Raw genomic sequence first — 13,769 nt, 5'->3', positions numbered from 1 at the left:
GCAAACCACCATCTCGGGCCGCCCGTTATTGCCCTAGACTCATTTGCTTACATTCAAATGAGGTGGTGGATGAGGAGTTGGGGCACGGTTGCGGTGTTGCTCACCGCATTGGCAATGGGGGGGTGTGCATCGGTCACCCAAGGCACCGACCAGTCGATCAAGGTCGAGACCATCGTCGATGGCGGTGCCGCGATTCCGGGGGCGGAATGCGAACTTCAGAACGACAAGGGCTCGTCCTTCGTTCGCTCCGGCGAGAGCGCGGTGGTTCGCCGATCAGGCGGCAATCTGTCGATCAAGTGCGCGCTCGCGGGCCAGCCACCTGCGGTGGGCCAGGCCGTTTCGCGTGCCAATGCGGGGCTTGCGGGCAACGTCGTGATCGGGGGCGTCATCGGTGCGGCGATCGACGTCGGGACCGGGGCAGCATTCACCTATCCGACCTGGATCCAGCTCGTCTTCGGTCAGGAGCGCGCGTATGACCGAAGCGGAAACCGGGACGATGGCCTGGTGACTGGCACGTTTGTCCGGGCGACGGTTCCGGGGGCGGCGCCTGTCCTCGCCGCTGAACCGTCTGAGAAGAAGCTGGTCGCGAACCCAGTGCAGGAGCCAGCCGTCGTGGAGCAACCCGTCGCGAAGGCGCCGACACCGTCGCCCGCGCCGGTCGTGCCCGTTGCGTTTACCCCGGCAGCGCCCGCCGCGCACACCGTCACGGGCGCGGCCCTGCGCAGGGGCGATGCGCTCGAATACGTGCTGGTGGACAAACTCACCGGCACCCGTTCGACCGTGCTCTATCAGCTCGACAGAATCGAGAGCGACCGCCTCATCTTCAACCAGGGAAGCCGGATCGAGTCGCTCGACGGAAAGGTCCTGTCCGTGAGCTCGCCGCTTGGCGGCCTTTTCGATTCATCGTCTCCGCCCGGCGGCTGGGGGCGCAAGGACCTTCGGTCCGGCATGCGGTGGCATGAGGAGTACGTCGCTTCGAACGGCGAGAAGGCCCGCTACGAGCTGGACGCAACGGTCCTCGGCGATTCGACGTTCGATGTCGACGGCGCGTCGCTGAAGGCAACGAAGATCACCTACAAGGGCTGGATGTACGCCGCGGTGGGCGTTGGGCCCGCACAGGCGCTGCCCTTCGAAGCAACGGCTTTCTATGCGCAGGACATCGGCCGCGTGGTGAAGTTCGAGGCGCAATATCGCCGCGCCTATATCGGCCTGACCAGCGAGTCGCTGGAGTTGACCCGAATCCTGCGCTGAGGTTCGGGCGTGGCTGCGGCGTCCTCAGGCGCCGCGGCAGTTCGCGACCTTGTGCAACAGCTCGATCAGGATCATCCGCTCGCCCTGCGTGAGCGATGCGAGCGCTTCATCCTCACCCTTGAGCACCGACTGCGTGGCCTTCGTCACGAGGGTCGCGCCTGCCGGCGTGGTGCGCAGATGCTGCGCGCGCCGATCGGTCGCATGCGGAATGCGGTGGATCAGTCCGCGCTTCTCGAGGCGGTCGATCCACGCGGCGATGTTGGGTGCAGTCACTGCGAGCGCCTTGGCAAGCCGTGCAGCCGACACATCGGGGTTCTCGTGAATCAGCGCGAGCACCGTGTATTCGACCGGCCGCAACTCGTGAGGGCCGCCCACCTGCTCGGTGAAGACCGCGTCCGTGACGATGGACGCCTGCGCGAGCTGGTAGCCGAGCACCCGGTGCAGTGAGGCTTCGACCAGCCGGCCCGCGGGCGTGGCATCGAGGGGAGCGTTTTTGTTCCTGGGCATCGGCCGATTGTCGCGTTACACCTATTTGTTCTATCGCTGAACTTTAGTTGTTGGTCAAGTTCATCTCATGCCAATCAGAGTTGGTGTAAACGATAGATTGGTTACTCCACATAGTTAATTAGATTAACTAGTTGACGCCTCATGCATGCGTCAGAGGAGACATACTTGAAGACAACATCAGCAGCATCCCTGGCCCTCGTCGCCACGTTGCTCGCCGCCTGCGGTGGTGGTGGCAGCAGCGGTTTCTTCCCAACCCCGTCGACCGGCACATCGACGTCGAGCGGTGGCAACACCACGCCGCCTGCCTCGGGCGGCACGACGACCACGCCACCGGTCGAGACCTTGCCGGTGCTCGGCGTCGCGGTCGGCGCGGCGCTCAAGGACTGCGCCTCGCTCACTGGCTTCAACTTCGCGAACACCACGATCACTGCGGCCAACTCGATCGCGGCCGGCACGCTGACCGTGGCGGGCAAGTCCGTCGGCGCGCATTGCCAGGTGACGGGCTCGATGTATTCGCGTACCAGCACGGTCGACGGACAGAACTACGCGGTGGGCTTCGAGATGCGCCTGCCAGCAAACTGGAACGGCCGCTTCTTCTACCAGGCCAATGGCGGCATCGACGGCAGCGTCGTCACCGCGACCGGCGCCGTCAACGGAGGTGGCGCGCTGGACAACGCACTCAACATGGGCTTCGCCGTGATCAGCTCGGACGCGGGCCATCAGCAAGGCACGCCGTTCTTCGGCATCGACCCGCAGGCGCGCCTCGACTACGGCTACCAGGCCGTCGCCAAGCTCACGCCGATGGCGAAGGCGCTGATCGCCTCGGCCTACGGCAAGGGGCCGGACCGCTCGTACTTCGGCGGCTGCTCCAACGGCGGGCGCCACACCATGGTTGCGATGTCGCGCTACCCCGACGACTACGACGGCTTCCTCGTCGGTGACCCAGGCTTCCGGCTGCCGCTCGCTGCGTCGGCGAACATCGTCGGCGCGCAGAACTACAACGCGCTGGCGACCACGCCCGGGGACCTGGGTACTGGCTTCACCGCAACCGAACGCGCATTGGTCTCGAACGCGGTGCTCGCAAAGTGCGATGCGCTTGACGGTGCGACCGACGGCCTCGTGCAAGACACCGGCGCCTGCCAGGCGGCCTTCAACCTCGACCGCGATGTGCCGACCTGCAGCGGTTCGCGCGACGGCACTTGCCTGAGCGCCGACCAGAAGCAGCGCATCGGCCAGCTCTTCGCTGGTGCGCTCGACGGCAACGGGCAGAAGTTCTACTCGAGCTTCCCGTTCGATGCGGGGCTGGGCACCAGCGGATGGTCGACCTGGAAGTTCCAGTTCTCGCTCCTACTCGATCCGGGTGCGGTTGCCTTTATCTGGCAGGTGCCGCCGGAGAGCCCGACAGGCTTCAGCGGCTCGACCTTCACGCTCAACTCGAACATCGACACGATCCTCGCGAAGATCACCGCGACGAGCGCGCTCTACACCGAGAACTCGCTGTCCTTCATGACGCCGCCGAATCCGAGCGACCTCAGCAAGCTGAAGAAGCGCGGTGCGAAGGCAATGGTCTATCACGGCACGAGCGACCCGATCTTCTCGAGCGACGACACGCAGCGTTGGTACAACGAACTCATGGCGGCCAATGGCGGCGATGCCTCGAACTTCGCGCGCTTCTATCGCGTGCCGGGCATGAACCATTGCGCCGGCGGGCCGACGACCGACCAGTTCGACATGCTCACGCCGCTCGTCAACTGGGTCGAGAAGGGCGAGATCGCGGACTCGGTCGTGGCTTCCGCTCGCGGCACCGGCAATGCGGGCGGCGTGAACGCCGACGTGCCCGCAAGTTGGGCCCCCGACCGCACCCGTCCGCTGTGCGCGTACCCGAAGGTGGCGCGCTACAAGGGCAGCGGCGACATCGAGAAGGCCGAGAACTTCGTCTGCCAATAGCAGGCAGATAGAAGGTCAGCCGGTGGGGGGCTTGCTGGTCGCCGCATGGCGCTCCAGCAGCATGTAGAGCAGCAGCCCTCCACCTAGCGGCACCAGGTAGTAGAGCGCGCGATAGGCGAGGACTGCGCCCATCAGCGCGCTCTGTCGCACGGAGCCTGACAGCAGCGCGAGATAGACGGCCTCAAGCACGCCGAGGCCTGCCGGGATGGGCGTGATCACACCGGCGATCGATGCCGCCATCAGCACAGCCAACGTGGTCGAGTAGGGCACATGGCGCCCCAGCAGAAGGTACATGGCGGTACCCGTCAGGAGCCAGTGGCAGGACGACAGCGCAAGCTGCAGCAGCGCGAGCCGGCCCGACGGCGGCTTGAGCGTGCGGCCCCGCCAACGCCATTCGCGTCCATGCGAGAGGGCGCAGGCCACCACGTAGCCCAGCGCGACCAGCACCATCAGAACCCCCAGCGCGCGGAAGGTGCTCATGCCGAGATGCGCCTCGCCCGGCGGACGGATCGTGCCCGATGCAAACAGGCCTCCGGCGATCAGGGCGTAGCCGAGCCAGTTCGTCGCAAGACTCAGCGCCACGACCTGCGCGATGGTGGCTTCGTCGAGCCCCGCACGCGTGTAGAGGCGGGTGCGAAGCCCCACGCTGCCCACCAGCGCTCCCAGGTTGAGGTTGAAGGCGAAGCTCGTCACCGCGATCGCCCAGGTGCGCCAACGCGCCAGACCGTGGTGCGTGTGCTGCCGCCCGATCAGGTCGAAGCAGCCGTAGACGGCGTGGCTCGCAGTCGCCAACCCCAACACCCCGAGCAGCAGCAGCGGTGAATAGCGGTGAAGCGCTGCCCACGCGCCGGCCCAGTCCACCTTGCCCGCGTGAAAGAGCAGCAGCCCAAGCACCACCGCCGCGAACAGCGGCACGAGCCAGCGCCGCCACCGTCGCCAGCCAGAAGGGGCTGCGACGGACATCGGGTCGGCGGTGATGGCGGCGGCCTCCGGGCGCATGGTCTGGCGTGACCATAGGCGCTCGGGCCCGGCGGGCGTGTGGGACGGCGCCCGCTTGCGCTGGCAGCGGCTTGCTCAGCCGCAGGGGTCCGTCAGGCGCGGTTCGACATCAGCGCGATGACTTCGCCCACGGGCTTGCCGTTGGCGATGCGCTGGTTCGGCGAAAGAAAGCCGCTGTTGTCGAGTTGGTAGCGCGTGGCGAAGACGGTGTTGCGGACGTTCCCGCCGATCGCCAGGCACATGTTCGGGCCGACCGCCACCACGATGTCCGTGTGACTGGGCCACTGGGGGTTTGCCTGCGCGGCAAGGAACTGGTCGTAGCTGTGCGGATCGTTGCGCCAGTTCGCGATGATGTCGCCGACCAGTGGCTTCTGGTTGTTGCGGCGCACGCCCCAGAACGTGGCTGTCGTGTCGCCGCTTGCCATCGCACGGATCGAGGACCAGATGTACCGCGCATGCCCGGTCGATTCGGGAAACCGCCCGTAGGCTTCGAAGCCCTTGGCCGCGGCATTGCGCACCATCAGCGAGATCGCGACCGCCGACCAGGGCATCTGCTGGTCCTTGCCGGTGAACTTCTCTCCGAAGTGCTTCCACATCGCGCCGATGAAGCTGCTGAAGGGTTCCTTGGTCTCCTCGCCTTCGCCGCGGTCGAACCGGATCCACTGCGCGATGGCCGCATCGGCCAGCGCCTCGCGGGCAGCGCTTTCAAGCGGGCGGAAGGTGGGTTGCGGCGGTGGGTTCCAGGCGGCGGTCTTGTGGAGCTCGCTGACGGCGAAGCCTTCGATCTCCTTGCCGTCGACTTCGGTGCGAACGTGCATCCAGCCCGAAGGCCCGTCTTCCAGGTCTTCGACCGGATGCCCGAGGTCGAGTGTTCCGAGGATGTTGTTGGCCTGCGTCGTGGTTCCCGAACGCACGTTGATGGCCTCGACACCGACCTTCTTCTGCATCGCCGTCTCCTCGCGCAGGGTGGGGGTAGGGCATCGTTCAGCCTTTCGGGCGGGGTGTCAATCCGGATCGGGCCACCCTAGGCCGTTCGGGGTATTGGGCCGGCTTGCGCCGGGTTCGATGATGCGGGGACTTCCGGTCGACCGGAGCGAGGAAGGAGCGATCCATGGCCGCTGATCCTTCGAGCCTGCCGCAGCAGGTCGAACCCGCGCTCGAGGCTTCGCCGCAACGCGCGGCGCCGATCGCACCCGCGTCCCAGGCCGCTCAGCTGCAGTACGTCTACCAGGCGATCGACGCGCAACTGCGCGACCGCGAGCCGCGTGCCAACTGGTACCGGGTGTCGAGCTTCGTGACGCAGCTTGCGATTGCGCTGCTCGCCGCGAGCATCACCGTGATCACCGGCTTCCAGGTGGCAGGCGGCACCGGGCTGGGCGCGGTCGCGACGAACGTCGTGCTGGTGCTGAGCGCCCTGGCGACGCTGGTCACGCTGGTGAAGACCTTCTACGCGCCGCGCGAGCTGTGGATCGCGCTGCGCACCTATTGCAGCGACCTGAGGGACCTCAAGGAAAAGCTGGAGTTCGCCGAACGCAGCCCGGATTTCGAGACCCGCCGCGAGCAGGTCGCCGGCGATGGCTTCGCCGAGTACCAGCGGCTCACCGAAGCGTACGAGCAGACGTGGAAGGCCATCCGCGAGCGAGACAAATAGGCGACCGTCGCGAGACGGGCCGGTGGGTTCCAATCGGGCGGTCCAATACCGAAGATCGAACACCGATAAGGAGACACCGATGTCCACGTCCGACCCCCTGTTTTCGCTGGCCGGCAAGGTTGCCATCATCACCGGCTCGTCGCGCGGCATCGGCCGTGCGATTGCCGAGCGCATGGCAGAGCATGGCGCCAAGGTCGTGATCTCGTCGCGCAAGCCCGAACCCTGCGCCGAAGTGCGCGATGCGATCAACCGCGCGCACGGCGACGGCGCGGCGATCTCGATCCCGGCCAACATCTCGTCGAAGGCCGACCTGCGCCATCTGGTCGACGAGACCACGCGCCAGCTCGGCCGGGTGGACGTGGTGGTGTGCAACGCCGCGAGCAATCCGTACTACGGCCCGCTTGGGGGTATCGAGGACGACCAGTTCCGCAAGATCCTCGAGAACAACGTCATCGCCAACCACTGGCTCATCAACTTCGCGGTGCCGCAGATGATCGAGCGCAAGGAAGGCTCGATCATCATCGTGTCGTCGATCGGCGGCCTGCGCGGCTCGCCGGTGATCGGTGCCTACAACGTCTCGAAGGCGGCCGACTTTCAGCTCGCGCGCAATCTCGCGGTGGAATATGGCCCGGACAACATCCGCGTGAACTGCATCGCGCCGGGGCTCATCAAGACCGACTTTGCGCGTGCGCTCTGGGACGACCCTGAGACCCTCCAGCGCCGCACGTCCACTACGCCGCTGCGCCGCATTGGCGAGCCCGACGAGATCGCAGGCGCCGCGGTGTTCCTGGCATCGAAGGCCGGTGCGTTCATGACCGGTCAGAGCCTCGTCATCGACGGCGGCGTGACCTGCTGAGCTGCCTCACTTGCGCCAGAACGACGGCGTGAGAAGCGCGATGAAGCTCAGCATCTCCAGCCGTCCGAGCACCATCGCGAAGGTGCAGACCCAGACCTGAAAGTTCGTCAGCCCGCTGAAGTTGCCCGCCGGCCCGACGCTGCCGAGCCCCGGCCCGGTGCAGTTGACGCTGGCGATGACCGCGCTGAAGGCGGTGACCGGATCGAGGTCGGTCAGCACCAGCAGCATGCTCAGCGCGATCGTGGTCACGCCGTAGACCAGCATGAAGGCGAGCACCGAGAAGATCACGCGGTTGTCCACGACCACGCTGCCGAGCGTCACTGGCTGGACCGCGCGTGGATGCACGAGGCGCGTCATCTCGCGCCGGGCCTGCTTCACGAGGATGAGCACGCGCACCATCTTGATCCCGCATCCGGCCGAACCGGCGCTTGTCGCGACACCCGAGAGCAGCAGCATGAACATCGGCGCGAACACGGGCCAGTGCAGGTAGTCGACAGTGGCGTACCCGGTGGTGCTGCCGACCGAGATCGCGTGGAACATGCCGTGGCGCAGCGCGTCGAGCGGCCCGTAGACGCCCTTGGCCCATAGCACCACAGCCACGAGAAAGCCGCCCCCGATGAGGGCGATGAGCGTGGCGCGCATTTCCGGGTCGCGCCAGAAGCCGCGCAAGCTCCCCTTGCGCATCGCGACGAAGTAGAGCGCGAAGTTGCAGCTCGCCGCGAGCATGAAGAACACGGCCACGGCTTCGAGGGCCGCCGAGTGGAAGTACGCGAAGCTCGCATCGTGTGACGAGAGACCACCGAGGCTCACGGTGGTGAACATGTGCATCACCGCGTCGATCGCGGACATGCCGCCGGCCCAGTAGGCGAGGAAGCACACCACCGAGAAGGTCGCGTAGATGCCCCAGAGGCCCTTGGCGGTTTCCTTCACGCGCGGCGTGAGCTTGCTGTCCTTGATCGGCCCGGCCACTTCGGCCTTGAAGAGCTGGCTGCCGCCCACGCCCAGCAACGGCAGGATCGCGACCGCCAGCACCAGGATGCCCATGCCGCCGATCCATTGCAGGAAGGTGCGCCATATGTTGATCGACACCGGCAGATCGTCCAGCTGCGTGAGGACGGTCGCGCCGGTGGTCGTGAGACCCGACACCGCCTCGAAGTACGCATGCGTGAAGTTGATCGGCCGACCGACATCGTGCAGCGACCACATCAGCGGCAGCGTTGCGATCAACGGCAGCAGCACCCAGGTGAACGACACCAGGAAGATGCCATGGCGAGGCTGCAACTCGCGCTTGTAGCGTCGCAGGCCCACCCACATGGCGGCGCCGATGACGAAGGCGATGGCCGCGGAGATGGCCCAGACGTGACGCAGCCCGTCGGCATGTGTCCATGAGATCACCCACGGCACGAACATGCTCAGCGAAAAGAAGGTGATCAGCGCGCCGAGGACGCGCAGCACCGGGAGGAAGTCGCTCATGGAATCGGCGCCGCTGCGTCAGAAGAAGGTGGCGCTCACGCGGAATAGCTTCTCGACATCGCGCACCTGTCTCTTCCTGGGCACGAAGACGATGACGTGATCGTTGCTCTCGATCACGGTGTCGCCGCGCGCGATGATGACCTGCGCGGGTGCAAGTGGTGCGCCGCCGTTCGGCACCGAGCCCATGCCGAGGTCCGGCAGCCCGCGCATGATGAGCCCGACCTGCGCGCCCTTGGGCAGCCGGATGTCCGAGACGCTGCGGCCGACCACGCGCGAGGTCTTGCGGTCGCCGCGCGCCACGATCTCCAGGGCCTCGGCGACGCCGCGGCGAAGGCTGTGGACCGCCTGCACGTCGCCTTGCCTCACATAGGCGAGCAGCTCGCCGAGCATCGTCTGCGCCGGCGAAAGCGCGATGTCGATCTGCGTGCCGTGCATCAGGTCGGCATAGCTGCGGCGGTTGATCAGCGCCAGCACGCGCGTCGCGCCCATGCGCTTGGCCAGCAGGCTGGCCATGATGTTGTCCTCGTCGTCGCTGGTGAGTGCGAGGAAGAGGTCGATGCTCTCGATCCCTTCGTCGTCGAGCAGGTCCTCGTCGGTGCCGTCGCCGTGCAGCACCAGCACGCTCGAAGGCAGCTCGGAGGCGAGCTGCACGCAACGCGCGGCGTCACGCTCCAGCAGCTTGATCTGGTAGCTGCGGCCGGTCTCGACAAGCTGCTTCGCCAGTCGCAGGCCCACGCGGCCACCGCCCGCGATCATGATGCGCTCGACCTCCCGGCGGCCCCCCTGGTCGTCACGGTGAAGCGCGGACAGCACCGACTGCAGGTGCTCGCGCGCCGAGAGCACGAACACCTCGTCGCCGGGCTCGATGAGCGTGCGGCCTTCGCAGAGGATGAAGCGATCGGGTTCGTTCTCGAAGCGGCGGTAGATCGCGACGATGCGCATGTCCGCGTTGGGCACGCGTTCGCGCAGCTCGGCGATGCTGTGCCGCACCAGCGGCGCGCCGGCCACCGCGCGCACCGCCACGAGGCAGGCGAGGCCATCGGCGAACTCGCGCACCTGCAGCGCCTCCGGATACTCGACCAGCTTGCCGATGTAGCGCGTGAGCGATTCCTCGGGGCAGATCACGCAATCGACCGCGAAGCCTTCCTTGCCGAGCAGCGGGCTGTCCGCCTTGAAGGCGTCGGAGCGCACGCGCGCGATGCGCGTCGGTATGTTGAAGAGCTGGTAGGCGACCTTGCAGCAGACGAGATTGGTTTCGTCCTGTGCCGCGCACGCGATCAGCATGTCGGCATCGCGCGCGCCGGCTTCGGCCAGCACGTCGGGCTCGATCCCGCTGCCGACCACGCCGCGAAGTTCGAAGCGCTCCTCGAGCTCGCGCAGGCGCGCCGCATCGGTGTCGATGACCGTGATGTCGTTGGCCTCCGACACAAGCGTGCCGGCCACGCTCTCGCCGATCCGGCCCGCGCCGAGGATGATGATTTTCAAGGTGATGTCTCCAGCCGGCGCTGAACGCCCCGGCGCAGTCGCTGGGGCGACGCACCGAACCAGCGCTGGCAGGCACGCGTCAACACGGACTGGTCCGCGTACCCCAGCAATTGCGCGATGTGGCCCAGGCTCAGGCCCGGCTGCGCCAACAACTGGCCCACCCAGGCCTTGCGGGCGGCATCGCGCAGGTCCTCGAACACCGCGCCCTCGGCGCGCAAACGACGCTGCAGGGTGCGCGGGTGCTGGCCCAGAACGCGCGCCACCGCGGGCAGGTCCGCCGGGCCCACGCGCATCAGGTTGCCCAGGATGCTGCGCACCTGGTTAGCTACACCGGTCTCCGACCCCGGCGACGTATCGATGAGGAAACGCTCGACAAACTGTTGCAGCAGCCGGTTGTGGCGCGGTATGGGCTGGCGCCAGGCGAGCGGGTCGATGGCAATGCCGTCGAACGCGGCGCGAAAGTGCGGCAGCTGTCCCAGGTGCTGCCGGTACTGCGCGCTGCTGCCGACGGGCGCGTGGCGGAAATGGATCGCGCTGGGGCGCAGCGCGCCTTCGGACAGCACGTGGGCCAGGCGGCACATGTAGGCCACGCAGAGTTCCATCACCTGCGGTATGTCGAGCAGGGACGACAGGTTCGAGAACACCTCCACGTATTCCAGCCCCTCATCGGGCGCCATGAAGGTCCGGTAGCCCAGCGTGGAATTGTGGAAATGGACGTACCGCGCTCCCTGCATCATCCCTTCGCGCACGGTGGGCGCGGACTGGATGACCAGCCCCAGCAGCCCCAGCGTTTCCACGCCCTGCAGGGCGCAAAGGCGCAGGCCGAAGTCGCGCACGTTCAGCGCGCGGGCGGCCTCCTCGATGGCCAGGGCCACCGCGCGGTTGGGTAGATAGTGCTCGGGGTCGGCCAGGTCGTGCGGCGTCAGGCCGCAGGTTTGCAGGATGACGGCGGGGTTGCCCCCGTGCGTGCGCACCAGGTCCTCGAAGCCCGTGAGCGAGGCGGCGCGGACAAAGCTCGCGGCAAGGGAATCGGCGGGCATCAGGGTCTTTACGGAGTGTCGTGCAACATCAAAATCGTGTCGCGCAAACACAAGTGCCGCCAGAGGGTTAGACCTAGCATGACCCATCGCACACACACCAGGAGACACCTCGCATGGCGCAGCATTTCGATTTCCTCATCATCGGCGCCGGCATCTCCGGCATCGGCGCGGCCTGCCACCTGCGCCAGCGTTTCGCGGACAGCAGCCTCGCCATCCTCGAAGCCATGGACGGCTTCGGCGGCACGTGGTGGACACACCGCTACCCTGGCGCGCGCTCGGACAGCGACCTGTTCACCTATGGCTACGGCTTCAAGCCCTGGAAGGGCAGTGCCATCGCCTCGGCGGATGAGATCCGCGGCTACCTGAGCGAGGTGATCGACGAAAACGGCCTGGCGCCGCTGATCCGCTACGGCCACCAGGTGCGGGCGGCGCGCTGGTCGTCCGAAGACCAGCGCTGGACGCTGGAGGTCACCCGCACCGGATCGGACGAGGTGCTGACCTTCACCACCAGCTTCCTCTGGATCTGCGCGGGCTACTACGACCACGGGCAGGGCTACACGCCCGAGTGGCCAACGCTGAAGGATTTCAAGGGCCAGGTGGTGCATCCGCAGCATTGGCCGGAGAACCTGGACTACAAGGGCAAGCGCGTGGTGGTGATCGGCTCCGGCGCCACGGCGGCCACGCTGATCCCGAACCTGGCGGACGACGCGGGCCACGTGACCATGCTGCAGCGCTCGCCCACCTTCTTCCTGCCCGCGCATGAGCATCCGCTGGTGCCGCTGCTCAAGCCGCTGAACCTGCCCGATGCGTGGTACCACGAGATCATGCGCCGCGCCTTTGTCGCGCGCACCGACGAGATCGTGCAGACCGCCAAGCAGCACCCCGAAGCGATGCGCGCCTTCCTGCTCGGCGAGATCCGGCCGCACCTGCCCGAAGGCTTCGACGTCGACAAGCACTTCAACCCCCGCTACCGCCCCTGGCAGCAGCGCATTGCCGTGGTGCCGGAGGGCGACTTCTTCAAGGCCATCCGCGAGGGCCAGGCCTCGGTGGTGACGGACACGATCGAGCGCTTCGATGCCAAAGGCATCCAGTTGACCAGCGGCGAACACCTGGACGCCGACATCATCGTCACCGCCACGGGCTTCAACCTCAAGCTGTTCGGCGGCATTCCTTTCAGCGTGGACGGCGCGCCGGTGGATTTGCGCGAGCGCATCACCTACCGGGGCGTGATGATCGAGGGCTTGCCCAACATGGCGTTCACCCAAGGCTACTTCCGCGCCAGCTGGACGCTGCGCTCCGACCTGGTGTGCGACTGGGTGTGCCGCCTGATCGCCCACATGCGCGAACAGGGCCACAACGTGGTGCAGCCCACCGTGCCCAGCGCCGATGCAGACATGCAGCGCCTGTCCTGGATGGAGGCCGACAACTTCAACGCGGGCTACGTCGTGCGTGCGCAGGCGGCCATGTACGGTCAGGGCGACCGCCATCCGTGGAAGCACGGCATGGAGCACGCCGAAGAGCGCAATATCCTGCCCGCGGCGTCCCTGCAGGACGAAGCCCTGGCCTACCGCTGAGCCCCTTCATTCACAACCCAGGAGACTTTCGCATGCCTCTCGATCCGCATCTCGCCGGCGTTCTTCAAATGATGGCCGGCTCGGGCGCCAAGCCCGTTGCCGACGGCACGCCAGTAGAAGGCCGCGCCGGCTATCTGGCGCTGACCAAAGGCTCGCTCACGCCCGAGCAGACCGTGCCGGTGGCCAGCGTGCAGGACACCACCGTGCCTGGCGGCGCGGGCCCCATCGCCGCGCGCATCTACCGGCCCGAAGGCACTGGCCCCTTTCCCACCGTCGCCTACTTCCACGGCGGTGGCTTCGTCATCGGCAACCTGGACACGCACGACAACATGTGCCGCGAGATCTGCCGCGGCGCGCAGGCGGTGGTGGTGTCGGTGGACTACCGGCTCGCGCCCGAGCATCCGTTTCCTGCGGGCATCGAGGACGCCGTGGCCGCTGCCAAGTGGGTCGTGGCTCATGCACGCGAACTGGGCGGCAACGGCATCGTTGCCGTGGCCGGCGACAGCGCGGGCGGCAATTTCTCCGCAGTGGTGTCGCAGCAGTTGCGCGATGCGGGCATTGCGCTGGCCGCGCAGTTCCTGATCTACCCGGCGGTGGACCATGTGGCGGCCGTGTACCCCAGTGCCGGGCAGAACGGCAAGGGCTACTTCCTCGAAGCGGAAACCATGGCCTGGTTCTACGACCACTACGCGAGTGGCTACGCCAACACCCTCGACCCGCGCCTGGCCCCGCTGCAGGCAAAGAGCCTGGCAAACCTGCCGCCTGCCGTGATCGTGAATGCCGAGTTCGACCCGCTGCGCGACCAGGCGCCGGCCTACGCCAACGCGCTGCGCGCCGCTGGCGGCCACGCCGAACTGATCGAAGGGCCGGGCATGGTCCACGGCTTCTTCGACATGGGCCGCTGGTCTCCGGGCGCGCAAGCTGTCATCACGCACAGCATCGCGCGCTTTGGCGCTCTCCTGAAGCAACAAGCCAACTGAGGAAGC

General features: G+C 67.0%; 12 protein-coding genes. 6 read left to right on the top strand and 6 right to left on the bottom strand.

Annotated elements, in window-relative coordinates; genetic code table 11:
• The first annotated feature begins 69 nt into the window (after positions 1–69).
• Positions 70–1,251 (top strand): hypothetical protein, encoded by a 1,182-nt coding sequence (locus tag FHW64_RS28450; RefSeq protein WP_184531614.1) that lies wholly within the window; start codon positions 70–72, stop codon positions 1,249–1,251.
• A 24-nt stretch (positions 1,252–1,275) separates the two neighbouring features.
• On the opposite strand, the gene FHW64_RS28445 is transcribed toward FHW64_RS28450, so the two are convergent.
• Positions 1,276–1,758 (bottom strand): MarR family winged helix-turn-helix transcriptional regulator, encoded by a 483-nt coding sequence (locus FHW64_RS28445; RefSeq protein WP_184531613.1) that lies wholly within the window; start codon positions 1,756–1,758, stop codon positions 1,276–1,278.
• A gap of 141 nt (positions 1,759–1,899) precedes the next feature.
• Between FHW64_RS28445 and FHW64_RS28440 the strand changes: the two genes are divergently transcribed.
• Positions 1,900–3,705, top strand: a complete 1,806-nt coding sequence (locus tag FHW64_RS28440) for a tannase/feruloyl esterase family alpha/beta hydrolase (protein ID WP_184531612.1) — start codon at positions 1,900–1,902, stop codon at positions 3,703–3,705.
• 15 nt (positions 3,706–3,720) lie between these two features.
• Here FHW64_RS28440 and FHW64_RS28435 read toward each other — a convergent pair whose 3' ends face one another.
• Both FHW64_RS28435 and FHW64_RS28430 read right to left on the bottom strand, forming a co-directional pair.
• Positions 3,721–4,704 carry a lysylphosphatidylglycerol synthase domain-containing protein gene (locus tag FHW64_RS28435; RefSeq protein ID WP_184531611.1) on the bottom strand — a complete coding sequence of 328 codons (984 nt, stop codon included), beginning with the start codon at positions 4,702–4,704 and terminating at the stop codon, positions 3,721–3,723.
• A 92-nt stretch (positions 4,705–4,796) separates the two neighbouring features.
• Positions 4,797–5,651 carry a DUF2272 domain-containing protein gene (locus FHW64_RS28430; RefSeq protein ID WP_184531610.1) on the bottom strand — a complete coding sequence of 285 codons (855 nt, stop codon included), beginning with the start codon at positions 5,649–5,651 and terminating at the stop codon, positions 4,797–4,799.
• A 164-nt stretch (positions 5,652–5,815) separates the two neighbouring features.
• On the opposite strand from FHW64_RS28430, the gene FHW64_RS28425 reads away from it, so the two are divergent.
• Entirely contained in the window at positions 5,816–6,355 is a 540-nt protein-coding gene (locus FHW64_RS28425; RefSeq protein ID WP_184531609.1) for a DUF4231 domain-containing protein, read from the top strand.
• A gap of 79 nt (positions 6,356–6,434) precedes the next feature.
• On the top strand, positions 6,435–7,211 hold the full coding sequence (locus FHW64_RS28420) for an SDR family oxidoreductase (RefSeq protein WP_184531608.1): 777 nt from the start codon (positions 6,435–6,437) through the stop codon (positions 7,209–7,211).
• 6 nt (positions 7,212–7,217) lie between these two features.
• On the opposite strand, the gene FHW64_RS28415 is transcribed toward FHW64_RS28420, so the two are convergent.
• From FHW64_RS28415 to FHW64_RS28405, 3 genes are read right to left on the bottom strand one after another with little or no spacing between them, the layout of a single operon-like run.
• Entirely contained in the window at positions 7,218–8,684 is a 1,467-nt protein-coding gene (locus tag FHW64_RS28415) for a TrkH family potassium uptake protein (protein WP_184531607.1), read from the bottom strand.
• 18 nt (positions 8,685–8,702) lie between these two features.
• On the bottom strand, positions 8,703–10,169 hold the full coding sequence (gene trkA / locus FHW64_RS28410; protein ID WP_184531606.1) for a Trk system potassium transporter TrkA: 1,467 nt from the start codon (positions 10,167–10,169) through the stop codon (positions 8,703–8,705).
• Entirely contained in the window at positions 10,166–11,209 is a 1,044-nt protein-coding gene (locus FHW64_RS28405; RefSeq protein WP_184531605.1) for an AraC family transcriptional regulator, read from the bottom strand. Before FHW64_RS28405 ends, trkA begins: the two co-directional genes overlap by 4 nt.
• A 113-nt stretch (positions 11,210–11,322) precedes the next feature.
• On the opposite strand from FHW64_RS28405, the gene FHW64_RS28400 reads away from it, so the two are divergent.
• On the top strand, positions 11,323–12,783 hold the full coding sequence (locus FHW64_RS28400) for an NAD(P)/FAD-dependent oxidoreductase (RefSeq protein ID WP_184531604.1): 1,461 nt from the start codon (positions 11,323–11,325) through the stop codon (positions 12,781–12,783).
• 32 nt (positions 12,784–12,815) lie between these two features.
• The gene (locus FHW64_RS28395; protein ID WP_184531603.1) at positions 12,816–13,763 is read left to right on the top strand and encodes an alpha/beta hydrolase; all 948 of its coding nucleotides are present in this window, start codon (positions 12,816–12,818) and stop codon (positions 13,761–13,763) included.
• Positions 13,764–13,769 lie beyond the last annotated feature (6 nt).

This window comes from Variovorax sp. Sphag1AA, assembly GCF_014192575.1.
Taxonomy (GTDB): domain Bacteria; phylum Pseudomonadota; class Gammaproteobacteria; order Burkholderiales; family Burkholderiaceae_C; genus Variovorax.
The sequence above is the reverse complement of the archived record's forward strand: the minus strand, read 5'-3'. Positions and strand labels throughout refer to the sequence as shown.